Here is a 24,643-nt window from a genome sequence, read left to right as displayed (position 1 = left end):
CACGTTCTCCGTGTGCGGCGCGCTACTTGGGCATCCACACGCGCACCAGCGACAGCAGCTTTTCTACGTCCAGCGGCTTGGAGATGTAGTCGTTGGCGCCGGCGGCCAGGCACTTCTCCTGGTCGTCCTTCATGGCCTTGGCGGTGAGCGCGATGATGGGCAGGCGGCGCCATTCGGGACGGCTGCGGATCTCGCGCATGGCGGTGTAGCCGTCCATCTCCGGCATCATGATGTCCATCAGCACGAGGTCGATGGCGGGGCTGGCGCCGCCGTCCGCGCGGGCCAGCGCGTCCAGCGCCTCGCGGCCATTGCGCGCGATCTCCACGCGGATGCCCGTGGGCTCCAGGATGCTGGAGAGCGCGAACACGTTGCGCACGTCGTCTTCCACCACCAGCACCGTGCGGCCTTCCAGGGCCGATTCACGGCTGCGCGCGACCTGCAGCATCTGCCGGTGCTCGGGCGACAGCTCGGACTCGACCTGGTGCAGGAACAGCGTGACCTCGTCGAGCAGCCGCTCGGGCGAGCGCGCGTCCTTGACGATGATGGACTTGGAAAAGCGCCGCAGTTGCAGTTCCTCGTCGCGCGAGAGCGCGCGGCCCGTGTACACGATGACGGGCGGGAACGCCACGCCGTCCTGCTCGGTCATCTGCTGCAGCAGCTCGTAGCCGCTCAGGTCGGGCAGGTTCAGGTCCATCACCATGCAGTCGAAGGTGGCGCCGCGCAGGTGGCCGAGCGCGTCGGCGGCGGTGCCCGCGCAGACGATCTCCACCCCGTCGCGGCGCAGCAGCTGGCGCACGCTCTCGCGCTGGCGCTCGTCGTCCTCCACCACCAGCACGCGGCGCAGGTCCTGCGTGAACTTGGCTTCCAGGCGCTGGAAGGCCTGCACCAGCTCCTCGTGCTTGACCGGCTTGAGCGCGTAGCCCACGGCGCCGCGCCCCAGGGCTTCCTGCGAATAGTCGGCCACCGACACCACGTGTACGGGAACGTGCCGCGTGGCGGGGTTGCGCTTGAGCTGGTCGAGCACGCCCAGACCCGAGAAGTCGGGCAGGTTCACGTCCAGCACGATGGCGCTGGGCTGGCATTGCACGGCCAGCGCCAGGCCGTCGGCGGCGTTGTGGGCCACGTGGCAGTCGAAGTCCATTTCGAGGGCGAGGTCGCGCAGGATCTGGGCGAAGCGCTCGTCGTCCTCGATCACGAGGATGCTGCGCCCCCTGCCGGGCGTGGCAGGCAGGGCGGTGGGCGCGGATGCGGCGGCCACCGGTTGCGGAGCCAGCAGGGGAGGTGCGGCCACTGGAGCGGGCGCTGGCGTCGGCGGCTGGGGTTCCTGCCGCGTGGGGGCCTGCAGGGGCAGCACCAGCGTGAACACGCTGCCTTCGCCCGGCGCGCTGTGTACCGTGATCCGACCGCCCAGCAGTTGCGCCAGGTCGCGCGAGATCGACAGGCCCAGCCCCGTGCCGCCGTACTTGCGGTGGGTGCTGCCGTCGGCCTGGCGGAAGGCGTCGAAGATCAGCGTCTGCTGGTGCGCCGGGATGCCGATGCCCGTGTCCCGCACCGCGAAGGACAGCGTGTCGTCCGGGTTGCGCGACACGTGCAGCGCCACCGAACCCTGCTCGGTGAACTTGAGCGCGTTGGACAGTAGGTTCTTGAGCACCTGGCCCAGGCGCATGGGGTCCGTCTCCAGCGCGGCGGGCACGTCGGGCGCCACGCTGGCAGTAAGCGCCAGGCCCTTTTCCTCGGCCAGCGGGCGCAGCGGCTCCACCAGGGCCTGGAGGGCCTGGGCGATGGGCACGTGCTCTATCGTCAATTCGGCCTGACCGGCCTCGATCTTGGACAGGTCCAGGATGTCGTTGATGAGCGCCAGCAGGTCGTTGCCCGCCGCGTGGATGGTCTGCGCGTACTTCACCTGCTCGGCGCTCAGGTTGCCGGGCTTGTTGTCGGCCAGCAGCTTGGCGAGGATCAGCGTGGAGTTCAGCGGCGTGCGCAACTCGTGGCTCATGTTCGCCAGGAACTCGCTCTTGTACTGGCTGACCTGCTCCAGTTCGCGCGCCTTGTCGGTCAAGGCGCTCTGGGCGCGCAGCAACTGCTCGCGCTGGTATTCCAGCTGCTGGGTCTGCTCCTCCAGGTGGGCGTTGGTCTGCTCCAGCTCGGTTTGCTGCAACTCCATCTGCGCCTGCGACTCCTGCAGGATGCGGCTTTGCTGCTGCAGCTCCTCGTTGTTCACGCGCAGTTCCTCCTGCTGGGCTTGCAGTTCCTCGGACTGGCGCTGGGTTTGCTCCAGCAGCGTTTCGAGGCGGCTGCGGTCCATGCCCGCGCGGATGGCGATGGCCAGCATTTCCGAGGCGCGCTCCACGAGGCTGCGCTCGGCCTCGTCCAGTGGGCGGTGAAAGCCCAGCTCGATCACGGCATAGACCCTGCCGTTCTCCATGGCGGGGGCCACCAGCAGCTCGGTGGGGCTGGCCTGGCCCGTGCCGGAAGTCACCGGCAGATAGCCCGCAGGCACGTCGCGCACATGCAGCAGCGTGCGCGAGCGCGCGGCCTGCGCCACCAGCCCTTCGCCAGCCAGCAGGGCCTGCGTGAGCCGCTCGCGCGGCAGCGCGTAGCCGCCGAACAGCGTGAAGCTCCCGCCCGGGTCGGCCACGTAGCCCGCGCCCACCTGGGCCTTGAGGTAGCTGGCCAGGTAGTCCAGGGCCCGCTGCCCGATGTCTTCGAGCCGGTGGTCCCCCTGCAGGCGCTGGCCCAGCCCGGTCAGGCCCGCGGACACCCAGGACTGCCGTGCCTTGGCACGGTATTCGCGCGCGGTCATGGCCGCCGACATGCAGATCAGCGCCAGCAGCACCAGCGAGCCGCCCCAGGAGTAGTAGGCCGAGGTGATGGAGGCATCCTCCCAGCCGCGGCGGCGCGACTCCAGCTGCTGGCTCTGCTGCGTCAAGAGGTCCGCCGCCAGGTCGCGCACCCGGTCCATGAGGTTCTTGCCCGCGTTGCTGCGCACCATGGCCATGGCGGCCTCCCGGTCACCGGATTGGACCAGGGCGATGGTGTCGTGCAGCTCGCGCAGCTTCTGCCGGGACAGATCGTCGAGCTGCGTCACCATCCGGCGCTGCGCGGGCTCGTCGGCCGCGCTGGCCTTGAGCGCCGCCAGCTGCCGCTCCAGCGCGGTGAGCGCGAGCTGGTAGGGTTGCAGGTAGGCAATGTCGCCCGTCAGCAGGTAGCCGCGCTGGCCGGTCTCCGCGTCCTTGAGCGAGGACGTGACGAGGTTGAGCTGGCGCATGGCCATCGCGGAGCGGTCCATGGCCGCTACGGCGTCGGCACGCATTTCGGATGCGCGGAAGTTCGCCAGGGCGATGACCAGGGTGGCCAGGGCCGCCACCGTGAAGCCCGCGACCAGTGTGCGGGGGACGGCGAAGCTGGCGGCGGCCTGTGTGCTCGGGGATCGGGGCATGCGGTGCAGGTCCGTGGGGTGGAAATGCGAACGACTGTACCGGGTTTGCGCCCCTGCCGGGGTGCGGCGCGGAACCGGCTGTTACAGTCCCGCAACCCGCCGACCCAGGCGGCCCTTTTGCGATCCTTCTGCCCTTGCCGCCGCATGCCGTCCGATCTTCCGCGCAGCCGTCTCGACCTGTACCTCGACCTCATACGCTTCAACCGCCCCGCTGGCTGGCTGGTGCTGCTGTGGCCCACGCTCACCGCGCTGTGGGTGGCGGCAGGGGGCTTTCCCGGCTGGCACCTGCTGGCGGTGTTCGTGCTGGGTACCTTCCTGATGCGCAGCAGCGGCTGCTGCATCAACGACATCGCCGACCGCGACTTCGACCGCCACGTCAAGCGCACCGCGCACCGCCCCATCACCAGCGGCCTGGTCAGCGTGAAGGAGGCACTGCTGGTGGGCGTGGCGCTGGCGCTGGTCTCGCTGGGCCTGGTGCTGACCACGCGCTGGGAGGCCGTGGCCTGGTCTGTGCCTGCCGTGCTGGTCACCATCCTGTACCCGTTCACCAAGCGCTTCTTCGCCATGCCGCAGGCGTTCCTGGGGCTGGCGTTCAACTTCGGCATCGTCATCGCGTTCGCCGCCGTGCGCGGCGAGGTGACGGCCACGGCCTGGGTGCTGTGGCTCGCCAACATGTGCCTGGTGCTGGCCTACGACACCGAATACGCCATGGTGGACCGCGACGACGACCTCAAGATCGGCATCCGGACCTCGGCCATCACGCTCGGGCGCTTCGACGTGGCGGCTGTCATGGCCTTCTTTGTGCTGTGCCTGGCGCTCACGGCCTGGGCGCTGTGGCCGCTGGTGGGCGGCTGGCGCTTCGCGCTGGGGCTGGCTGGGGCCGCCGCCCAGGTGGTGTGGCACTACACGCTGATTCGCCGCCGCAGGCGCGAGGACTGTTTCAAGGCATTCAGCAAGAGCCACTGGGTGGGTGTCACTTTGTTTCTAGGCGTTATTTTGAGTTTCGCATAGTATGCAATTACTGGTGCAATGCCAGAACCGAGGGCGGAGGGCTCTCGCCAAGTACAAACGAGGGAAACACTGTATGAACAACCTGAAGATCTCGACGCGGCTCATCGCCGCATTTGTCGTTTTGGTATTGCTGTTGATAGCACTGGGCGGCGTGGCGTTGAGCCGCGCATCCAATCAGGCGGAGGCCATGCACGACGTGCTGGACTACCGCATTCCCATCACCCAGGCGCTGGCCGTGACGGCGGACGGGGCCAAGGAGCAGGCGATCCAGTTCCGCAACCTGGCGCTGTTTGCGCAGGAGGACATGCAAAAGTCCGCGCGCGAGAAGATCGCCGCCGCGCGCGCGAACCTGGTGGTGCAGATGCAGACGCTGGAGAAGCTCATCCAGTCCGAAAAGGGCAAGCAGCTTTTTGCGCGCGTCCAGCAGCGGCGCACGGAATTTCTGAACCAGGGCAACCAGTACCTGGACCTCATGGGCAAGGGCCAGCGCGACGAAGCCGTGGCACTGCTGGAGTCGAGCCTGCGCCCCGCGCAACTGGTGTATGAGGAGGCCCTGCGCGAACTGGTGCAGAACCAGGTCGAGGTCACCGAGCAGTCGGGTGACAAGGCCGAGGCCGCCGGCAGTGCGCTGCGGCGCGACGTGGTCATCTGCGGCGTGGTGGCCATCATCCTGGCCGTGTTCCTGGCGATTGCCCTCATCCGCTCCATCACACGCCCCCTGGCGCGCGCCGTCGAGGTGGCCGACCGTGTGGCCCAGGGCGACCTGAGCGCCCGCGTCGAGGTCACGTCCCGGGACGAAATGGGCCAGTTGCTCGGCGCCCTGCAGCGCATGCAGCAGGGCCTGGTCAACACCGTGAGCGCGGTGCGCGGCAACGCCCAGGGCGTGGCATCGGCCAGCGCGCAGATCGCGGCGGGCAACCACGACCTGTCCAGCCGCACCGAGGAGCAGGCCAGCGCGCTGGAGCAGACGGCAGCGTCGATGGAGCAGCTCAGCTCCACCGTCAAGCAGAACGCCGACAACGCGCGCCAGGCCAACCAGCTGGCGATGAGCGCATCTACTGTGGCCACCCAGGGCGGCGAGGTGGTCAGCGAGGTCGTCGAGACCATGAAGGGCATCAACGACAGCAGCCGCAAGATCGCCGACATCATCGGCGTGATCGACGGCATCGCCTTCCAGACCAACATCCTGGCGCTGAACGCGGCTGTGGAAGCCGCACGCGCGGGCGAGCAGGGCCGGGGCTTTGCCGTGGTGGCGGGCGAGGTGCGCAACCTGGCCCAGCGCAGCGCCGAGGCGGCCAAGGAGACAAGGGCCTGATCACCGCCAGCGTGGAGCGCGTGGAGCAGGGCACGGCGCAGGTGGACAAGGCGGGCGCCACGATGGCTGAAGTGGTGGGCGCCATCCGCCGCGTGACGGACATCATGGGCGAGATCAGCGCCGCCAGCAGCGAGCAGAGCCAGGGCGTGAGCCAGGTGGGCGAGGCCATCGTGCAGATGGACCAGGTGACGCAGCAGAACGCCGCGCTGGTCGAGGAAATGGCCGCTGCCGCTGGCAGCCTGAGCCACCAGGCCCAGGCGCTGGTGAGCACGGTGGCAGTGTTCAAGCTGGCGGGCGGCGAAACCGCAGTGGCGCCCGCACCGGCTGTGACGGCCCCGCGCCCGGCTGCTGCGCCCCGGGCCGCCGCCAAGCCTGCGCCCAAGCCGGTAGCCGCTGCTCGCCGTGCCATCGCTGCGCCTGCTCCCGCCGCCGCCAGCAAGCCGACGGCGTCGGCGAGCACATCCCCGGCAACATCGTCCTCATCTGAGGACGACTGGGAAAGTTTCTAGCCAAATTGGCCTCTAGCGCTTATCCAATAAGCGCTGGAAGCTATCAAATCAGGAGCGTTTGGCGGTCAGCCGCCGAACTCTGCGGCCAGTTCCTTCGCCCGTTTCTCTGCCTGGCGCATCGCGGCGACGAAGTGCTCGGGCACCTGGCAGGCTTGCATATGGGTGATGGCGGCGTGCGTGGTGCCGCCCTTGCTGGTCACGCGCTGGCGCAGCACCTCGGGCGGCTCGTCGGAGCGCGCGGCCAGTTCGGACGCGCCCTGGAAGGTCGCCACCGCGAGCTGGTGCGCCTGCGCGGGCGTGAGGCCCATGTCCGTGCCCGCCTGCACCATGGCCTCGAGGAACAGAAACACGTAGGCCGGGCCGGAGCCCGACAGCGCGGTCACGGCGTCGAGCTTGTCCTCGCTGCTCACCCACAACGACTGGCCGGTGGTGGCGATCACGCGCTCCACCAGGGCGCGGCCTTCGGCACTCACCTCGGGCCGCGCGAACAGGCCGGTCATGCCCTTGCCCACCAGCGCGGGCGTGTTGGGCATGGCGCGCACGATGCGGCCGTTGCCCAGCCAGCGCGCAATGCTGTCGCTGGTGATGCCCGCCGCCACGCTCAGGTGCAGGGCGTGGCCGGTGTGGGCGGCGGCGGCCAGGGCCGCGTCCTTGAAGGTCTGGGGCTTGACGGCCCAGACCACCAGCTCGGCGCGCGCCAGTTGCGGGCCGGGCGCCGCCTGCGCCTCGATGCCGAAGCGCTGGCGCAGCGCCGCGCGGGCCTCGTCCCACGGCTCGACCACCTCGAACTGCTGGGCCGGGTGGCCCTGGCCGACCAGGCCGCCGATGATGGCGCTGGCCATGTTGCCCCCGCCGATGAAGGCGATGACGGGATGGGAGGAGGTGGAGGCAGTCGTGGCGGGCATAGAAAACAGAGGGTTGTCGTGAGTGGGTCTATTCGGTGACGCGACCGTTGGCGCGATAGACGCCCAGCGTCATGTAGGTGGATGCAGTGCGCGAGCCGGGCGCCAGGCGCAGGGCGAAGTCGCCCAGGTCCAGCGTCACGCCCTTGTCGAGCGCGCGGCGCACGCCTGCGGGCGTGGGTTCGTCGGCGGCGCGCAGCGCGGCCACGGCAAAGCGCAGGTTCAGGCAGCCTTCCATACTGAGCAGCGACGGTTCCTGCTTGGCCTGCGACATGGCGGCCTGGTATTCGCGGGCGGCGCGGCGCGCGCCGGTCCAGGGGCTGGGGTAGAGCATGGAGGTCATGATGCCGGACACCTGCTCCTTGAGCCGGTCGGTCAGCAGGCGCCCGCCCACCACGTTGAGCACGGCCACGCGCGCGGCAGGGCCTGCGGCGTCGCGGTACTTGGCGATGAATTCGGGCGCAGCAGCGCCTGCGGCGATCAGCACCACCACGTGCGGCTCGGCCTTGCGCACGTTGGCGATGGCGGTGGTCATGCCGGCCGCGTCGGTGCCCATCTGAATCACGGTGGCGGGCTGGCCGGGCTTGTCGAAAGCCTTGCGGGCGCTCTCCAGGCCCGCCTTGCCGAAGGCGTTGTCCTGCACCACCAGCACCACGCGCGTCATGCCGATGGTGGGCAGGATGCGCGCGAAGCCTGCGAACTCGTCGCCGTTGCTGGCTTTGGTATGCACCACCCAGGGGCTGCTGCCCTCGGGCGTGCGCAGCGCGTCGGCGCCGCTGGAGGTGCCGATCAGCGGCGTCTTGATTTCTTCCAGCACGGGCTGCACGGCCAGCATGACGCCGGTGCCCACCACGTTCACGAAGGCGGCCACGCCCTGGCCGGCCAGCTCGCGCACGTTGGCCACGGCGCGCTTGGCGTCATAGCCGTCGTCCAGGTAGGCGATGCGGATGGGCCGACCGCGCACACCCCCTGCGGCATTGATGGGCGCCAGGCAGGCATCGGCGCCCTTGCGGTATTCCTCGCCGTACTCGGCGAACGCCCCGCTGAACGGCGCGGTGGTGCCCAGCACGATGGGCTGCTGGGCTGCGGACGACGTGGCCTGCGCGCCCGCATTCATGGCGCCGAGGGCGAGGGTCAGGCAGGCGGCAAGGCGGGGGAGAAGCATGCGCATGGTGTGAATCCTTGTGGAATGAGCGGGATATCAATGCCGGGTGTTGCAATGCGTCAACATTGTCGCCGCGTTTTTTTCCGGTCGGAATCTATTCACAATCGTTCATGCCTGTGTTGCGCCGGTGCTTCAGGCGGGGTCGCCACGGGATGAATCGACCGCCTTGTCGCCCTCCAGCAGCAGGGCTGCGGGCTGCGCGGCAGTGCCGTCGGCATCGTCGATCACGAAGCGGCGCACGGTGTGCGCCAGCGCCTGCGTCTGGCCGCGCAGCGCGTCGGCGGCGCTGCTGGCCTGCTCCACCAGCAGGGCGGTGTCGCGCGTGCTGCCTTCCATCTGCGCCACGGCGGCGTGTACCTGGGCCACGCCCTCGCTTTGGGCATGGCTGGCCTGGGCGATGGCGTCCACGCTGCCCACCACCTCGCCCACGCGCTGCACCACGTCGCGCATGGTGTCGCCTGCCTGGGTGACGAGGCGGTGGCCGCCTTCGACGCGGCTGCTGGAGTCGTCGATCAGCGCCTTGATCTCCTTGGCGGCCTGGGCCGAGCGGCCTGCGAGGCTGCGCACCTCGGCGGCCACCACGGCAAAGCCCCGCCCCTGCTCGCCTGCGCGCGCGGCCTCGACGGCGGCGTTCAGCGCGAGGATGTTGGTCTGGAAGGCAATGGCGTCGATCACGCCGATGATCTCGGCCATGCGGCGCGACGCGTCCTGGATGGAGCCCATGGTCTGCACCACCTGCGCCACCACTGCACCGCAGTCGTGCGCCACGCCGCTGGCCGACTGGGCCTGGGCGCGCGCCTGCTGGGCGTGGCTGGCGTTGCCCTGCACCTGCTGCGCAATGGCGTGCAGGGCCTGCGTGGTTTCTTCCAGCGCCTGGGCCTGGGCGGCGGTCTGCTCGGCCAGGTTGGCGTTGCCCTGCGCGATGCGCGCCGCAGCGTCGGCAATCTCGTCCGAGCCGCCGCGCACGTCGCGCACGATGTGTTGCAGGCTGGCATTCATGCTGCGCAGGGCGGCGAGCAACTGGCCCGTTTCGCCCGCGCTGTTGACTTCGATGCGCTGGGTCAGGTCGCCGCCCGCCACGCCCTCGGCGATGCGCACGGCCAGGGTCAGTGGGCGGGCGATGGCGCGGGCCAGCAGCACGCCCAGCACCAGCGCCAGCGCCAGGCCGCCGCCGATGACCGCCGCCGTGAGCAGGCGGTTGTGCGCGTAGGCGTCCTGCGACTCGGCGTACAGCGCCTCGCCTGCGGCGCGCTGCTCCTGCATCAGCGCGTCCAGCGTGGCGCGGGCGGGCTGGTACAGCGGCACCAGGGTCTGGCCGTACAGCTCGGTCGCGCCGGGCAGGTTCACCGAGCGCAGCGCCTCCACGGCGGGCTGCACGCCCTCGGCGGCGAAGCGCTGGTATTCCTTGGCGAAGCGGTCGGCCAGCTCCCGCTCTTTCGGGCTCAGGTCGCCGGCTTCATAGGCTTTCCAGGCGGTGGCGCCTTGCTTGAGCACGCGCTCCAGCGTGGCCAGGTCGCGGTCGATGTCCGTGGGGTCGGCAATGGCCGACACCACGCCGTAGCGGCCCAGGTCCAGCGCGTGCGTCACCTCGGCCAGCTGCTGCATGGGCGCGAGGCGCCCCGACACCAGCGACTGCAGCGTGGTGTTGCTGTGCTGCAAGGCATGCAGACCGAAGCCGCCCAGCGCGACGAGCAGCACCCCCAGCACACCGACGAGCGCCAGCAACTGGGCCTTGATGGGGAAGCGGGCGAGCAGGGCGCGCATGGTGGGGCCGTTTCTCGGGTTGGGCAGGTCAGTGCGCGCGGCCGCCCAGGTACAGCTCGCGCACTTTCTCGTCCTGAAGCAGTTCTTGTGCCCGGCCCGTGAGCGCCACCGCGCCCATGGAGAGCACGTAGGCGCGGTCGGAGATGCGCAGCGCCTCCATCGCGTTCTGCTCCACCATGAGGATGGTCACGCGCTCCTGGTCGCGCACGTGGACGATGGCGTCGAACACCTCGTGCAGCACCTTGGGCGACAGGCCCGCCGAGGGCTCGTCGAGCAGCAGGATTTCGGGGCGCGGCATCAGCGCGCGGGCCAGCGCCAGGATCTGCCGCTCGCCGCCCGACATGGACGCGGCGCGCGCGTCGAACTTCTTGCGCAGGATGGGGTAGAGCGTGCACAGCTCGTCCATGCGCCTGGCGCAGTCGGCCTTGTCCATGTAATGGCCGCCGACCTGCAGGTTCTCGCGGATGGTCAGGGCGCTGAACACGTTCTCGGTCTGCGGCACGAAGCCCAGGCCGCAGTGGCGGATCTTGCGGTGCACGGGGATCTGCGAAACGTCCTCGCCGCGCAATTTGACGTGCCCGCCGCGCGGCAGCAGAAAGCCCGCGATGGTCTTGAGCAGCGTGCTCTTGCCGCAGCCGTTGGGGCCGAGCAGGGTGACGATTTCGGCCTTCTGCACGTTGAGCGTCATGCCGCGCAGGATGTCGATTTCAGCCGTGTAGCCGGCTACCACGTTGTCGATGTCGATCACGATGTTGTCGCTTCCAGGGGTTTGGCGCCTGCGGAGCCCAGGTAGGCTTGCAAGACCCGTTCGTTGCTCGCGAGTTCGTCGGGGCGGCAGCTCGCCACGATGTGGCCGCGGTCGAGCACCACGCAGCGCGTGCACACGTCGCGGATGAAGTGCATGTCATGCTCCACGATCACCAGGGTCATGCCCTGGGCGTTCAGGCGCTGCAGCGCGGCCACGATGTCGCGGCGCAGGTTGGGGTGCACGCCGGCCGTGGGTTCGTCGAGCAGCAGCATGCGCGGCTCGGCCATCAGCGCGCAGACGATGCCCAGCAGCTTCTTCTGTCCGCCCGAGATGGCGGATGCGGGCAGGTCGCGCACGGGCGTCAGCAGCAGCTCTTTGAGCAGGTGCTCCGCTTTGTCGCGCGCGGCCTGTTCCGTGGCGCGCGCGCCGCCGGTGCCCAGCAGCGTGTCGAGCACCCCGTGGTGCGCGGTGGCGGCGGCCATGGCCACTTCCATCACCGACATCTTGGTGGGCATGGACGGCAGTTGGAAGGTGCGCGCCATGCCCGTCTGCACGATGCGGTGCGCGGGCAGGCGGTCGATGCGCTGGCCGTCGAAATGCACGCTGCCCTTGTCGGCCTGCGTGAAGCCGGTGATGACGTTGAGCAGCGTGCTCTTGCCCGAGCCGTTGGGGCCCAGCAGGCCCACGATCTCGCCGGGGGCGATCTGCACGCTCACGTCTTCCAGCACCTGGTTGCCGCCAAACGCCTTGGCGACGGACTGAACGTCGAGGAATGCTTGTTGGGTCATGGAATCTTCCTCAGCTTTTCGGGGACGAGGCCCTCGCTGCGCCACAGCAGGCAGGCCAGCAGGATGGCGCCGATCAGGCCCAGGCGGATGGCGCCCGCGAGGTCGGAACTGAAGTGGAAATAGTCCTTGGCGAACGGCACGAGCGCATAGGCCGCCTGCACCAGCAGCACGCCGACGAGCACGCCTGCGGTGTTGCCTAGGCCGCCGATCATCAGCATCGTCCACAGCAGGAAGGTTTCCGCCGCGATCATGTAGTCCGGCCCGGCGAAGCTCATGTAGTGCGCGTAGAGCGAGCCGCCCAGCGCCGTCACCGCCGCGCCGGTCATGATGGCGTGCGACTTGAGCTGGCGCAGGTCGTAGCCCATGCACACGGCCAGTTGCGGCTCCTCGCGCATCAGGCGCAGCGCGCGGCCGAAGCGACCGTTCGCCAGGCGGCGCGCCAGCAGCGCAAAGCCCGCCAGCACCACCAGCACCACGGCCAGGAAGGCCAGGGCGCTCCAGGGGCGGCCCAGGCTGTCGAACAGCGAAGGGATGCCCGCGATGCCGTTGGCGCCGCCGGTCAGCCAGTCCTCGTTGGTGGCGACGGTGCGCAGGATTTCGGCAATCGCCAGCGTGGCGATGCCCCAGTAGTCCGACGCGAGCTGGCGGCCCAGGCGCGCGATGCACCAGCCCAGCAGCACGGCGACCAGCACGCCGCAGGCCGCGCCCGCGACGGGCGACCAGCCCGCCTGGATGGCGATGCCCGTGCCGTAGGCGCCGATGCCCGCGAACGCGATGTGGCCGAAGTTGAGCAGGCCGGAGACGCCCGCCTGCAGGTTGAGACCCAGCGCCATCAGGCCATAGATGCCCGCGACGGTGAGGGTGGCGACAAAGAAATCAAACACGGCGCACCTCCCGATCGAACAGGCCGTAGGGCTTGAAGAGCAGGGCCAGCAGCAGCACCAGGAACGAACCCGCGCTGATGTACGACACCGGCAGGAAGGCCATGGGCTTGCCCAGCAGCGGGCCGAAGTTGATGTTGGTCACCAGCGTCTCGGTCAGCGCGATGAGCAGCGCGCCCAGCACGGCGCCCAGCGGGTTGCCGAGGCCCCCCAGGATGGCGGCGGCGAACACCGGCAGCAGCAGGTCGTGCCCCAGGTTGATGTGCGCGCCGGTGGACAGGGCCAGCACGCTGCCGCCCAGCCCGGCGATGGCGCCGCTGGCGAAGTTGACCAGGCGCGTGATGCCCTCGGCATTCAGGCCCGACGCGGCGGCCAGCGCCGGGTTGGTGGACAGCGCCCGCATGGCGCGGCCCGTGCGCGTGAAGAACAGCAGCAGCGTGAACAGCACCAGCAGCACGGCCGTGGTCGCCATGGCGTAGATCTGCGTGTGCGACAGGCGCACGCCGCCGACGATGACGGGCTCGGTCATGGGCAGGTTGAACATGCGCGGGAACGAGCCCGCGAAGCCCTGCGCGAAGGCCACGACCAGCATGGCCACGGCCAGCGAGCCGATCATGGTGATGGCAGGCCCCGAGCGCAGCAGGCGGCGGAACACCAAGAGGTGCAGCACCAGCGTGAGCAGGCCCGTGAGCACGCAGGCGATGGCGATGGCCACGGGCAGCGGCAGGCCCATGGAGAAGAAGGCGTAGGTGGCGTAGGCGCCCAGCATGGCGTACTGGACGTGCGCGATGTTGGGGAACTTGACCAGTCCATAGACGGTGCTCAGGCCCAGCGCGACGAGCGCGAGATCCGAGGCACGCAAGAGCGTGTCGAAGAGCAGTTGGAGCATGGCGGGCGGAAAAGGATGCTATGAAAACAAGAGCTTCCAGCGCTTAGTGGATAAGCGCTGGAAGCCGATTTGGCTTGAAATCGCCGCTCAGGCGGCGATGTCTGGCCGATTAACGGGGAACCACTTTGCCGTCGAACTTGAGCTTGGCGTAGGGCGGGTTGATGCGCTGGCGGTCGTTGTCGAACACGATGGGGCCGGTCACGCCCACGTAGCCGCCCTTGCCGATTTCCTTGAGCGCGGCCTGCACGGCAGCGGTGTCGGTGGACTTGGCCTTGTTCATGGCGGCGGCGGTCATCAGCACGGCGTCGTAGGCGTAGCCGGTGTACGAGGTCTTCATGCCTTCCTTGTACTTGGCGGTGAAGGCGGCGGTGTACGCCTTGCCGGCATCGCCATAGACGCTGCCCACTTCCATGCCGAGCTGGCCCTTGGCGATCTCGGGCGCGGTGTCCGACAGGCTCATGGAGATCAGGATCGCGTAGAAGGGCTTGTCACGCAGGCCCAGCTCCACCGCTTCGCGGTTGATCACGGCCGATTCCTGGCCATAGGCGGTGTAGATGTAGGCGTCGGGGTTGCTGCGCGAGAGCTGCTGCAGCTCGCGGCGGTAGGTGGACTGGCCGGCGGTGTACAGCGCCTCGGCAATGATCTTGCCGCCGAGCTTTTCGAATTCCGTCTTGAAGCCATGCACCACGCCCTGGCCGTAGGCGTTGTTCGGGGCGATCATCGCCACGTTGCGGTAGCCCAGGTCCCACACGTCCTTGGACGAGAACTGGTTGCCCTTGTCCTCCAGGCCGATCAGGTTGAACGAGCTGGCGCCCAGGTCGCGGACCTTCACGCTGGTGCTGGCGATGTTGATGTGCGTCACGCCTTCCTTCACCAGGTACTGCGCCATGGGCAGCGTGATGCCGGAGGAGTATTCGCCGATCACCACGGGCACCTTGTCCACGCTCACCAGCTTGCGCGCGGCGTTCAGCGCGGTCGTGGCGTTGCCGCCCGAGTCCTCGATGATGACGTTGAACTTCTTGCCCAGCACGCCGCCGTCGGCGTTCACCTTGTCCACGGCCAGCGCGACGGCGCGGCGCACGTCCTCGCCCACGGTGGCGTTGGCGCCCGTGAGCGACAGCACGGCGCCCATGTTGATGGTTTCCTGCGCATGGGCGGCAGGCAGCGCGGCGGCAAGGCCCAGCGCGAGCGCTGCGGCGGTGGAGATTTGGCGGCGGGTCAAACGAGGCATGTGAACTCCTGAGAGTGGGTGGAAAAAAAGGGTTGCCAGGGCATTCGCAATATCCATACCAGAGCGAATTGGATACAAATGTACGAAAACGGATTCAAAATGGCAATCCAGGGTTAACCCGAAGCGTGGATTTGATCCATTGTCGCGCGAATCTGATCCAATATAGGGCATGAAGCCCCGCGCCCTGCACCATACGATACGCGAAGTCTTGCGCCAGGACATCCTGAGTGGCGCACTGCAGGCCGGCCACGAGCTGCGCCAGGACGCGCTGGCCGAGCGCTTCAACGCCAGCCGCATCCCCGTGCGCGAGGCGCTGCGCCAACTGGAGGCCGAGGGCCTGGTCATCCACCAGCCCAACCGCCGCGCCGTGGTGGCGGGCATGAGCGTGGCGCAGCTGTGCGAGCTGCTGGACATCCGCATCGCGCTGGAATGCCACGCGGCGCGGCTGGCCGTCCCCAACATGGTGCAGCGCGACTTCGACGCGATGGAGAAGATCCTGGCGGCCTACGCTGCGTCGGACGTGCTGGAAGACTGGGCCGAGTACAACCGCCAGTTCCACCTGGCGCTGTCCGCGCCCGCCAACAACGCGCGGCTGCGGCAGCTGATCGAGGAGTTCTGCCTCAACACCGACCGCTATACGCACGTCGCCATGTCCGAGGCCACGGGGCTGGACCGCCCCATGCAGGACCACTACGCGCTGCTGGACGCCTGCCGCCAGCGCGACGTGGAGCGGGTGGTGGATCTGCTGCGCGAGCACATCGACCACACGCGCAAGGAGCTGCTTGCCACCGAGCGCGAGCGGCTGCATGCGCAGGAGCGGGCTGCGGCCTGACCCCGCTCTTTTTTGCAGCTACGCCCCGGATGGGCGCTTGCGCGCCAGGCTGTGGGGCACGTAGCGGTCGGCCTGCACGTCGGGCGTCAGCCCGTGGGTGAACACCTCGTCGGTGATGGGCAGGAAGCCCTCGTTCCATTGTTCCCACTGCAGGCGCAGGCGGGTGAACACATCGGGGTGCCTGTCGCGCAGGTTGGCGCGCTCGCGGGCGTCCACTGCCACGTCGAACAGGAACTCGTTGTCGTTGATCTGCAGGTACTTCCAGTCGCCGTCGCGCACGGCGCGCTGGGACTGGGCCTTGTAGCGCCAGTACAGCGTGCGCGGGTGCGCGGGCGCATGGCCCTCCAGCACGGGCAGGATGTTTTCGCCGTCGCTCGGGTAGCCGGGGTGGGGCGCGCCGCCTGCGGCGGCCAGCAGCGTGGGCAGCCAGTCGGCGGTGATGGTGACCTGGGTTTGCACGTGCGGGCGGATGCGGGCGCTCCAGCGCAGCAGCGTGGGCACGCGCAGGCCGCCTTCGAGCAGCTCGGTCTTCTGGCCGGTGAAGGGCCAGGTCTTGGAAAAGCGCTCCCCGCCGTTGTCGCTGGTGAAGACGACGATGGTGTCGTCGGCCTGCCCGGTGGCGTCCAGCGCGGCCAGCACCCGGCCCACGGCGGCGTCCAGGGCCTCGACGATCTCGCCGTACTTGCGCAGGCTGCCGCCGTCGTAGTGGAACAAGTCCTTCAGTTCGCGGGACACGGCTTCGTCGCCCGGCCCTTCCCAGGGCCAGTGCGGCGCGGTGAAGTGCAGCGACAGGAAGAAGGGCCGCTGGCTGCCCTGCCGCCCGCGCACGTAGGCTTCGGCCTCGTCCGCCAGCACGTGGGTGTAGTAGCCGGTGCGCTCCACGGGCAGATCGCCCTCCCAGAGGTCGCGCGGCACGTGTTCACCCACGCCGGGCTTGTGGGTGAAATAGTCCACCACGCCGCCGAGGTTGCCAAAGAAGCGGTCGTAGCCGCTTTGGAGCGGCCCGTACGCGGGCGGGTGGCCCAGGTGCCACTTGCCGATCAGCGCCGTGTCGTAGCCCGCATCGCGCAGCAGCGAGGGCAGGGTGGGGTGCTCGGGCGGCAGGCCCAGGCCCTGGGTGTTGCTGCCCGCAATGGGCTCTTCCAGCCCGCCGCGCAGCCGGTACTGGTAGCGCCCGGTGATCAGTGCGAAACGCGTGGCCGAACACACGGCGGAATTGGCATATGCCTGCGTGAAGCGCGCGCCCTGCGCGGCCAGCCGGTCCAGGTGTGGCGTGGCGAAGTCGGTCGCGCCATAGACGCCCAGGTCCGCCCAGCCGAGGTCGTCGGCCAGGATGAACAGGATGTTGGGTTGCTCGCGCTGCGTCATCAGCCTGCCCTGAAGCCGGACGCGGCGATGACGGAGCGCCACTTCTCGATCTCCGCCACGCGCAGCTGCTCCAGGTACTGTGGCGTGCGCGGATCGGGCTCCAGCGCCAGCTCGGCCAGCTTGGCCTTGGCGGCGGGGCTGGCCAGCACGGTGTTCAGGGCGCGATTGAAGGCGGCCACGGCGGCGGGCGGCGTGCCCGCGCGCGCCCACAGGCTGAACCAGCCGCTGCCGGTGGCCTGGGCATAGCCCTGCTGCGCCAGCGTGGGCACCTGCGGCAGTTCGGTGGCGCGCTGCGGGCCAAAGGTGGAGATGATGCGGATCCTGCCCTGCCTGTGCAGCGGCAGCAGCTCCGACACGGTGGACACGGCAGAACTGAGCTGGCCGCCGCCCAGGTCGGCCAGCAGCGCCGGGCCGCCCTTGTAGGCGACGTGGACGATCTCCACGTCTGCCGCCTCGCCCAGCAGCAGGCCAAAAAAGTGCGGCAGGCTGCCCGCTGCGGGCGAGCCGAAGTTGGCCTTGTCCGGATGGGCCTTGAACCAGGCGATCAGCTCCCTGGCATCGCGCGCCGGGTGGCTGGCGGGCACGGCCAGCGCGAACTGGAAGTGGGCCACCAGGCCGACGGGCGTGAAGTCCACCTTGGGGTCGTAGCCGGGCTTGTCGTACACCAGCTGCGACAGCACGGGCGTGATGAGCGGGGCGATCAGGTAGGTGCTGCCATCGGCGGGCGCGGCCAGGAGCTGCTGGGCCGCGATCTGCCCGCCGCCGCCGGGCCTGTTCTCCACCCGGATGTGGTGCCGGGGCCCCAGCAGCGGCCCCACCTGCTCGGCGATCAGGCGGGCCAGGATGTCGATGTTGCCGCCCGCGCCAAAGCCCACGATGATGCGCGCCGACTCGGGCACCGCCTGTTGCGCCCCGGCTGGCGGTGCTGCGGCCCACAGTGCGGCGGCGCTGGCCGCTCCCAGCAGGGAGCGGCGGGAAATGGGGGGTGGGTTCATGCGTGCGTGCTCTTTTTGTGACGGGGTGATGCGACCGATTCTGGAAGGCCACCCCGTCCGCACGAAGCGATAAAACCGCATATCGATATGCGCCTGGCCGCTGCCGGGCGCAGGGCGGTGCATATCAAAAAAGTGAGCTGCTGGCGCCCTGTCTATCGCACTTTCAATATGATTTGATGGTGAAAACCATATTGCAAAGGCGCTAACAGCTCATTTATTCATAGCGTGGCCTGCGCCACCGCATGCTCCCACCGCGCCATGAGCGCCTGCGCCTGGTCGCGCGGCAGCGTGGGCAGAAAGCGCCGCTCGGCGCGCCACAGTTGGGACAGCTCCGCCGTACCCGCATAGACGCCGCTGGACAGGCCCGCGAGGTAGGCCGCGCCCAGGGCCGTCGTCTCCACCACGGCGGGGCGCACCACGGGGATGCCCAGCAGGTCGGCCTGGAACTGCATCAGCAGATCGTTCACGCACGCGCCGCCGTCCACACGCAATTCCCTGACCGGCTTGCCGCCAGCGGCCACGGCGTCGCGGCTCATGGCGATGAGCAGGGCGGCGCTCTGGTAGGCGATGGATTCGAGCGCGGCGCGCGCGATGTGCGCCAACGTGCTGCCGCGCGTCAGGCCCGTGATGGTGCCGCGCGCCTCGGGCTTCCAGTAGGGCGCGCCCAGGCCGGTGAAGGCGGGCACCATCATCACGCCGCCCGAATCGGGCACGCTCTCGGCCAGGGGCTGCACCTCGCTGCTCGACGCGATGGCGCGCAGCCCGTCGCGCAGCCACTGCACCACGGCGCCGCCGACGAAGACGCTGCCTTCCATGGCGAATTCGGGCTGCCTCGTGGTCTGCGCGGCGCTGGTGGTCAGCAGGCCGTTTTCGCTTTTCTGGAAATTGCCGCCCGTGTGCATCAGCATGAAGCAACCCGTGCCGTAGGTGTTCTTGGCCATGCCTGCGCTGAAACACGCCTGGCCGAACAGCGCGCTTTGCTGGTCGCCCGCCACGCCGCCGATGGGAATGGCATGGCCCAGCAGGTCGGCGGCGATGTCGCCGAAATGGCTGCTGGACGGCTGCACCTGCGGCATCAGCGACTTGGGAATGCGCAGCAGCGCCAGCAGGTCTTCGTCCCACTGGTTGGTGCGCACGTTGAACAGCATGGTGCGCGATGCGTTGCTCACGTCCGTCGCGTGGACCGCGCCGTGGGTGAGCTGCCACATCAGCCAGCTGTCCACGGTGCCGAAGGCCAGCTCGCCGCGCTCGGCCGCATCGCGCGCGCCGGGCACGTTGTCCAGCATCCATTGCAGCTTGGTGCCCGAGAAGTAGGCGTCGATCAGCAGGCCGGTCCTGGCCTGGATCGCGTCGGCGTGGCCCTGGGCGCGCAGCTGCGCGCAGGCGGGCTCGGCGCGGCGGTCCTGCCAGACGATGGCGTGGTGTACGGGCTGGCCGGTCTTGCGGTTCCACAGCACGGTGGTTTCGCGCTGGTTGGTGATGCCCACGGCCTTGATGGCGTTGGCGGCGATGCCCGCCTTGGCCAGCGCCTCGCGCGCGGTGGCGAGCTGCGTGCGCCAGATCTCCAGCGGGTCGTGCTCCACCCAGCCGGGCTGGGGGTAGATCTGCGGCAGCTCCTGCTGGGCCTGGGCCACGATGTGGCCGTGTTCGTCGAACACGATGCTGCGGGAGCTGGAGGTGCCTTGGTCGAGTGCGAGCAGGTAGGTCATTTTTTCAGGCCACGGTGCATTGGACGCCTGCCTCTTGCAGCAGGGCGGGGAAGGGCTCGGGCGGCGGGGCGTCGGTGAACAGGCGGTCGATCTGGGCCAGCGTGGCGAGCTGCACCATGGCCGGGCGGTTGAACTTGGTGTGGTCGGCGGCGAGCCAGACTTCGCGCGCATGCTCGATGATGGTCTGCGCCACCTTCACCTCGCGCAAGTCGTAGTCGCGCAGTGTGCCGTCGGGCTCGATGCCCGAGATGCCGATGAGCGCGATGTCCACGCGGAACTGGCGGATGAAGTCCACCGCCGCCTCGCCCACGATGCCCCGGTCGCGCGTGCGCACCACGCCGCCCGCCACGATCACCTCGCAGTCCGGGTTGCCGCTCAGGACGGCGGCCACGTTGAGGTTGTTGGTCAGCACGCGCAGGCCGCGGTGGTGCATCAGCGCCTGGGCGATGGCCTCGGTGGTGGTGCCGATGTTCAGGATCAGCGAGCAGCCGTTGGGCACCTCTTGCGCCACGGCGCGGGCGATGCGCGCCTTGCCCTCGGCGTTGAGCGCCTGGCGCTGGGTGTGGGCGATGTTCTCCACCGTGGAGCTGGGCACGCGCACGCCGCCGTGAAACCGCTTGAGCAAACCCGATTCGGCCAGCCGCTGCACGTCGCGGCGCACGGTCTGCAGCGTCACGCCCAGGGTCTCGGCCAACTGCTCCACGGTGGCGGACTTGCGCGCGCGCACCTCGTCGAGCAGCAGGAGTTGTCGTGGGTTCGTGTTCACACGTTTGACTTTAAAGCGAACGAAAAGGAACCCTGATAAGGGTAAACCTGGAGTGAAAGCGATCCAAAAAGAACAAGAATGCGCAAAACCGAAAAGGAAAGGCAGCTTCGATGCAACTGGCATTGGAAGGCATCAGCAAGAGGGTGGGGGCGCAGACATGGCTGTACGACATGGGCCTGGCGCTGCACAGCGGCGCCGTGACGGTGCTGCTGGGCGCCACGCAGGCGGGCAAGACCAGCCTGATGCGCATCATGGCCGGGCTGGATGCGCCCACGGCGGGCCGCGTGACGGTGGACGGCGCGGACGTGACCGGCATGCCCGTGCGCGAGCGCAACGTGGCCATGGTGTATCAGCAGTTCATCAACTACCCGTCGATGAAGGTGGCGGACAACATCGCCTCGCCCCTCAAATTGCGCGGCGAGAAGAACATCGACGCCCGCGTGCGCGAGCTGGCGGGCCGCCTGCACATCGAGATGTTCCTGGACCGCTATCCGGCGGAACTGTCGGGCGGCCAGCAGCAGCGCGTGGCGCTGGCCCGCGCCCTGGCCAAGGGCGCGCCGCTGATGCTGCTGGACGAGCCCCTGGTCAACCTGGACTACAAGCTGCGCGAGGAGCTGCGCGAGGAGCTGTCGCAGCTTTTTGCCGCAGGCCAGTCCACCGTGGTCTATGCCACCACCGAGCCGGGCGAGGCCCTGCTGCTGGGCGGCTACACCGCCGTGCTGGATGAAGGCCAGTTGCTGCAGTACGGCCCCACGGCAGAGGTGTTCCACACGCCCAATTCGCTGCGGGTGGCGCGGGCCTTTTCCGACCCGCCGATGAACCTGATTCCTGCCATGGCCACCAGCCAGGGCGTGCGCCTGCAAGGCGGTGTGGAGCTGGCAGCGGCGCTGCCGCAGGGCCTGGCGGCGGACGGTCTGACGGTGGGCGTGCGCGCCAGCGCGCTGCGCGAGCAGGCCCGCCCCGGCGATGTGAACGTGGCGGGCGTGGTGGAGCTGGCGGAAATCTCCGGCTCCGACACCTTCGTACATGCCGCCACGCCCTGGGGCGAGCTGGTGGCCCAATTGACGGGCGTGCATTACTTCGAGCTGGGCGCGCACATCACGCTGCACCTGGACCCGGCGCAAATCTACGTTTTTGGCGCCGATGGCCGCCTGGCATGGGCGCCCGCGCGCCAAGGGGGGCGCTGAGATGGCTCGCATCAGTCTGGACCTGGCGCATTCGTACAAGCCCCACCCGCAGCAGGACAGCGACTACGCGCTGCTGCCGCTCACGATGGAGTTCGAGGACGGCGGCGCGTATGCGCTGCTCGGCCCCTCGGGCTGCGGCAAGACGACCATGCTCAACATCATGTCGGGCCTGCTCGTGCCCTCGCACGGCAAGGTGCTGTTCGACGGCCGCGACGTGACGCGCGCCACGCCGCAGGAGCGCAACATCGCCCAGGTGTTCCAGTTCCCCGTCATCTACGACACCATGACGGTGGCCGAGAACCTGGCCTTCCCGCTCCAGAACCGCAAGGTGCCCGAGGCGCAGATCAAAGAGCGCGTGGGCCAGATCGCCGAGATGCTGGAGATGAGCGGGCAGCTCAACCAGCGCGCGGCGGGGCTCTCTGCCGACGCCAAGCAGAAGATCTCGCTGGGCCGGGGGCTGGTGCGCGCCGACGTGGCGGCCGTGCTGTTCGACGAGCCGCTCACGGTGATCGACCCGCACCTCAAATGGCAGCTGCGGCGCAAGCTCAAGCAGATCCACCATGAGCTGAAGCTCACGCTGATCTATGTCACGCACGATCAGGTGGAGGCGCTCACCTTTGCGGAGCAGGTGGTGGTGATGACGCGGGGCCGCGCTGTGCAGGTCGGCTCGGCCGACGCGCTGTTCGAGCGGCCCCAGCACACCTTCGTGGGCCACTTCATCGGCTCGCCGGGCATGAACTTTTTGCCTGCGCAGGTGGATGGCAGCGGCATCGCGGTGGCGGGCCACCGCCTGCGGACGCCGCGTGCCTTGCCGGATGGCGAACTGAAAGTCGGTGTGCGCCCCGAATACCTGGCTCTGGCCGACGCGCAGCAGGACGGTGCGCTGCCCTGCACCGTGGCCCAGGTGCAGGACATCGGCACCTACCTGATGCTGACCGCCAAGGTGGGCGCGCACACGCTCAAGGCGCGCTTCAGCCCCGAGACGCGGCTGCCGTCGCCGGGCGACACCGTCTGGCTGCAGGTGCTCGGCGAGCACACCTGCTTCTACCAAAACGAGGGGCTGCTGCCATGAGCACCACGACCAAGCCGGTGAACCAGAAAGCCTGGTTCCTGATCCTGCCGGTCATTTTGTGCGTGGCCTTCTCGGCCATCCTGCCGCTGATGACGGTGGTGAACTACTCGGTGCAGGACATCATCAGCCCCGAGCGCCGCGTGTTCGTGGGCACCGAGTGGTTCGCGCAGGTGATGCGCGACGAGGAGCTGCACGCCGCGCTGCTGCGGCAGATCGGCTTCTCGCTGGCGGTGCTGGCAGTGGAGATTCCGCTGGGCATATTGCTGGCCCTCGCCATGCCCGCGCAGGGCTGGAAGTCGTCCGCCGTGCTGGTGGTGGTGGCCTTGTCGCTGCTGATCCCGTGGAACGTGGTGGGCACCATCTGGCAGATCTATGGCCGTGCCGACATCGGCCTGATGGGCCGCACGCTGCAGGAGCTGGGCATCGACTACAGCTACACCGGCAACGCCACGCAGGCGTGGCTGACGGTGCTGCTGATGGACGTGTGGCACTGGACGCCGCTGGTGGCGCTGCTGGCCTTTGCGGGGCTGCGCAGCATTCCGGACGCCTACTACCAGGCCGCCCGCATCGACGGCGCGAGCAAGTTCGCCGTGTTCCGCTACATCCAGCTGCCCAAGATGCGCGGCGTGCTGATGATTGCCGTGCTGCTGCGCTTCATGGACAGCTTCATGATCTACACCGAGCCCTTCGTGCTCACGGGCGGCGGGCCGGGCAACGCGACCACGTTCCTCAGCCAGTACCTCACGCAGAAGGCCGTGGGCCAGTTCGACCTGGGGCCGGCGGCGGCCTTCTCGCTGATCTATTTCTTCATCATCCTGCTGCTGTGCTTCATCCTCTACAACTGGATGCAGCGCGTGGGCACCGCAGAAAAGGAGGGTGGCCATGAATGAGCGCCGCTTCCAGAAACGCACGCTGTTCCTCGTCGCGTACCTGGTCTTCGCCGTGTTGCCCATCTACTGGATGGTCAACATGAGCTTCAAGACCAACGAGGAGATCCTGGCGAGCTTCTCGCTGTGGCCCCAGCACTTCACCTGGGACAACTATCACCGCATCTTCACCGACGAGAGCTGGTACTCGGGCTACATCAACAGCCTGATCTACGTGGCCATCAACACCGTGATCTCGCTCACCGTGGCGCTGCCCGCGGCCTATGCGTTCAGCCGCTACCAGTTCCTGGGCGACAAGCACGTGTTCTTCTGGCTGCTGACCAACCGCATGACGCCGCCCGCCGTGTTCCTGCTGCCGTTCTTCCAGCTCTACACCACCGTGGGGCTGATGGACACGCACATCGCAGTCGCCCTGGCGCACCTGCTGTTCAACGTGCCGCTGGCGGTGTGGATTCTGGAAGGCTTCATGAGCGGCATCCCGCGCGAGATCGACGAGACGGCCTACATCGACGGCTACAGCTTTCCGCGCTTCTTCCTCACCATCTTTTTGCCACTCATCAAGGCGGGCGTGGGCGTGGCGGCGTTCTTCTGCTTCATGTTCTCGTGGGTCGAACTGCTGCTGGCCCGCACGCTGACCAGCGTGAACGCCAAGCCCATCGTGGCGACGATGACGCGCACCGTCAGCGCATCCGGCATGGACTGGGCCACGCTCGCCGCCGCCGGGGTACTGACCATCGTGCCCGGCGCCATCGTCATCTGGTTCGTGCGGCACTACATCGCAAAAGGCTTTGCGATGGGCCGGGTTTGAGGAGATTCGCAGATGTTCGAGTGGATGGCCTGGACGACGCCGGTCGCCGTTTTCTTCACCTGCATCGTGCTCATGCTGATCGGCATGACGGTGTGGGAGCTCAAGTGGCCCACCGTGGAGCGCAAGGGCTTTTTGCCCATTGCCACCACGCGCGGCGACCGCCTGTTCATCGGCCTGCTGACGGCGGCCTACATCAACCTCGCCTGGGTGGGCCTGGGCGAGAAGATGGTGCAGTGGTTCTCGCTCTCGGCCGAGCCCTCGGTGTGGTTCAGCTTCGTGCTGTCCATGCTGGTGCTGGCGCTGGTGTTGCGCAAGGGTTAAGGGTCAAAATGGCCTCTAGCGCTTGATGGACAAGCGCAAGCAGCTATTGTTTTGAT

Annotated in this window: 20 protein-coding genes and 1 pseudogene; 8 read left to right on the top strand and 13 right to left on the bottom strand. The window is 68.6% G+C overall.

The window, feature by feature from the left end:
- Positions 1-22: 22 nt before the first annotated feature.
- Positions 23-3,439 carry a response regulator gene (locus QM569_RS00395; protein ID WP_414985234.1) on the bottom strand — a complete coding sequence of 1,139 codons (3,417 nt, stop codon included), beginning with the start codon at positions 3,437-3,439 and terminating at the stop codon, positions 23-25.
- 144 nt (positions 3,440-3,583) lie between these two features.
- Between QM569_RS00395 and ubiA the strand changes: the two genes are divergently transcribed.
- Together ubiA and QM569_RS00385 are read left to right on the top strand one after the other, a co-directional pair.
- Positions 3,584-4,450 carry a 4-hydroxybenzoate octaprenyltransferase gene (gene ubiA, locus QM569_RS00390; protein WP_414985233.1) on the top strand — a complete coding sequence of 289 codons (867 nt, stop codon included), beginning with the start codon at positions 3,584-3,586 and terminating at the stop codon, positions 4,448-4,450.
- Between the two features lie 73 nt (positions 4,451-4,523).
- Positions 4,524-6,274: pseudogene (locus QM569_RS00385) on the top strand (methyl-accepting chemotaxis protein).
- A 65-nt stretch (positions 6,275-6,339) separates the two neighbouring features.
- On the opposite strand, the gene proC reads toward QM569_RS00385, so the two are convergent.
- The 8 genes from proC to QM569_RS00345 all read right to left on the bottom strand — a co-directional run bounded on the left by proC (position 6,340) and on the right by QM569_RS00345 (position 14,642).
- Positions 6,340-7,179, bottom strand: coding sequence for a pyrroline-5-carboxylate reductase (gene proC / locus QM569_RS00380; protein ID WP_414985232.1), 840 nt, complete (start codon positions 7,177-7,179; stop codon positions 6,340-6,342).
- A 28-nt stretch (positions 7,180-7,207) separates the two neighbouring features.
- On the bottom strand, positions 7,208-8,347 hold the full coding sequence (locus QM569_RS00375; protein WP_414985231.1) for an ABC transporter substrate-binding protein: 1,140 nt from the start codon (positions 8,345-8,347) through the stop codon (positions 7,208-7,210).
- Between the two features lie 126 nt (positions 8,348-8,473).
- A complete protein-coding gene (locus tag QM569_RS00370) occupies positions 8,474-10,105 on the bottom strand; it encodes a methyl-accepting chemotaxis protein (protein ID WP_414985230.1) in 1,632 nt (543 codons plus the stop codon).
- A 28-nt stretch (positions 10,106-10,133) separates the two neighbouring features.
- Positions 10,134-10,853 carry an ABC transporter ATP-binding protein gene (locus QM569_RS00365; protein ID WP_414985229.1) on the bottom strand — a complete coding sequence of 240 codons (720 nt, stop codon included), beginning with the start codon at positions 10,851-10,853 and terminating at the stop codon, positions 10,134-10,136.
- Complete coding sequence (locus QM569_RS00360; protein ID WP_414985228.1) at positions 10,850-11,641, bottom strand: ABC transporter ATP-binding protein; 792 nt, start codon at positions 11,639-11,641, stop codon at positions 10,850-10,852. Before QM569_RS00360 ends, QM569_RS00365 begins: the two co-directional genes overlap by 4 nt.
- Positions 11,638-12,525: a branched-chain amino acid ABC transporter permease gene (locus QM569_RS00355; RefSeq protein ID WP_414985227.1), complete on the bottom strand. Its 888-nt coding sequence runs from the start codon at positions 12,523-12,525 to the stop codon at positions 11,638-11,640. The genes QM569_RS00360 and QM569_RS00355 overlap by 4 nt, the downstream gene beginning before the upstream one ends.
- Positions 12,518-13,411: a branched-chain amino acid ABC transporter permease gene (locus QM569_RS00350; protein WP_414985226.1), complete on the bottom strand. Its 894-nt coding sequence runs from the start codon at positions 13,409-13,411 to the stop codon at positions 12,518-12,520. The genes QM569_RS00355 and QM569_RS00350 overlap by 8 nt, the downstream gene beginning before the upstream one ends.
- A gap of 109 nt (positions 13,412-13,520) precedes the next feature.
- Positions 13,521-14,642: an ABC transporter substrate-binding protein gene (locus QM569_RS00345; RefSeq protein WP_414985225.1), complete on the bottom strand. Its 1,122-nt coding sequence runs from the start codon at positions 14,640-14,642 to the stop codon at positions 13,521-13,523.
- A 169-nt stretch (positions 14,643-14,811) separates the two neighbouring features.
- Between QM569_RS00345 and QM569_RS00340 the strand changes: the two genes are divergently transcribed.
- Complete coding sequence (locus QM569_RS00340; RefSeq protein WP_414985224.1) at positions 14,812-15,474, top strand: GntR family transcriptional regulator; 663 nt, start codon at positions 14,812-14,814, stop codon at positions 15,472-15,474.
- 18 nt (positions 15,475-15,492) lie between these two features.
- On the opposite strand, the gene QM569_RS00335 is transcribed toward QM569_RS00340, so the two are convergent.
- From QM569_RS00335 to QM569_RS00320, 4 genes are all read right to left on the bottom strand, one after another.
- A complete protein-coding gene (locus QM569_RS00335) occupies positions 15,493-16,842 on the bottom strand; it encodes a sulfatase (protein ID WP_414985223.1) in 1,350 nt (449 codons plus the stop codon).
- Positions 16,842-17,837: a tripartite tricarboxylate transporter substrate-binding protein gene (locus tag QM569_RS00330; RefSeq protein WP_414985222.1), complete on the bottom strand. Its 996-nt coding sequence runs from the start codon at positions 17,835-17,837 to the stop codon at positions 16,842-16,844. The genes QM569_RS00335 and QM569_RS00330 overlap by 1 nt, the downstream gene beginning before the upstream one ends.
- Before the next feature lie 218 nt (positions 17,838-18,055).
- On the bottom strand, positions 18,056-19,546 hold the full coding sequence (glpK, locus tag QM569_RS00325) for a glycerol kinase GlpK (RefSeq protein WP_414985221.1): 1,491 nt from the start codon (positions 19,544-19,546) through the stop codon (positions 18,056-18,058).
- 4 nt (positions 19,547-19,550) lie between these two features.
- On the bottom strand, positions 19,551-20,312 hold the full coding sequence (locus QM569_RS00320; protein WP_414985220.1) for a DeoR/GlpR family DNA-binding transcription regulator: 762 nt from the start codon (positions 20,310-20,312) through the stop codon (positions 19,551-19,553).
- A 110-nt stretch (positions 20,313-20,422) separates the two neighbouring features.
- On the opposite strand from QM569_RS00320, the gene QM569_RS00315 reads away from it, so the two are divergent.
- From QM569_RS00315 to QM569_RS00295, 5 genes are read left to right on the top strand one after another with little or no spacing between them, the layout of a single operon-like run.
- Complete coding sequence (locus QM569_RS00315; protein ID WP_414985219.1) at positions 20,423-21,499, top strand: ABC transporter ATP-binding protein; 1,077 nt, start codon at positions 20,423-20,425, stop codon at positions 21,497-21,499.
- A gap of 1 nt (position 21,500) precedes the next feature.
- The gene (locus tag QM569_RS00310) at positions 21,501-22,571 is read left to right on the top strand and encodes an ABC transporter ATP-binding protein (protein WP_414985218.1); all 1,071 of its coding nucleotides are present in this window, start codon (positions 21,501-21,503) and stop codon (positions 22,569-22,571) included.
- The gene (locus QM569_RS00305) at positions 22,568-23,461 is read left to right on the top strand and encodes a carbohydrate ABC transporter permease (protein ID WP_414985217.1); all 894 of its coding nucleotides are present in this window, start codon (positions 22,568-22,570) and stop codon (positions 23,459-23,461) included. Before QM569_RS00310 ends, QM569_RS00305 begins: the two co-directional genes overlap by 4 nt.
- Positions 23,454-24,266 (top strand): carbohydrate ABC transporter permease, encoded by an 813-nt coding sequence (locus tag QM569_RS00300; protein WP_414985216.1) that lies wholly within the window; start codon positions 23,454-23,456, stop codon positions 24,264-24,266. Before QM569_RS00305 ends, QM569_RS00300 begins: the two co-directional genes overlap by 8 nt.
- Positions 24,267-24,278: 12 nt before the next feature.
- On the top strand, positions 24,279-24,587 hold the full coding sequence (locus tag QM569_RS00295; protein ID WP_414985215.1) for a DUF2160 domain-containing protein: 309 nt from the start codon (positions 24,279-24,281) through the stop codon (positions 24,585-24,587).
- Positions 24,588-24,643: the final 56 nt, after the last annotated feature.

Source organism: Acidovorax sp. (assembly GCF_047607405.1).
Classification (GTDB): Bacteria; Pseudomonadota; Gammaproteobacteria; order Burkholderiales; family Burkholderiaceae_C; genus Acidovorax.
Note: the sequence above shows the minus strand (reverse complement) of the source record. Positions and strands in the feature narration are given on the sequence as shown.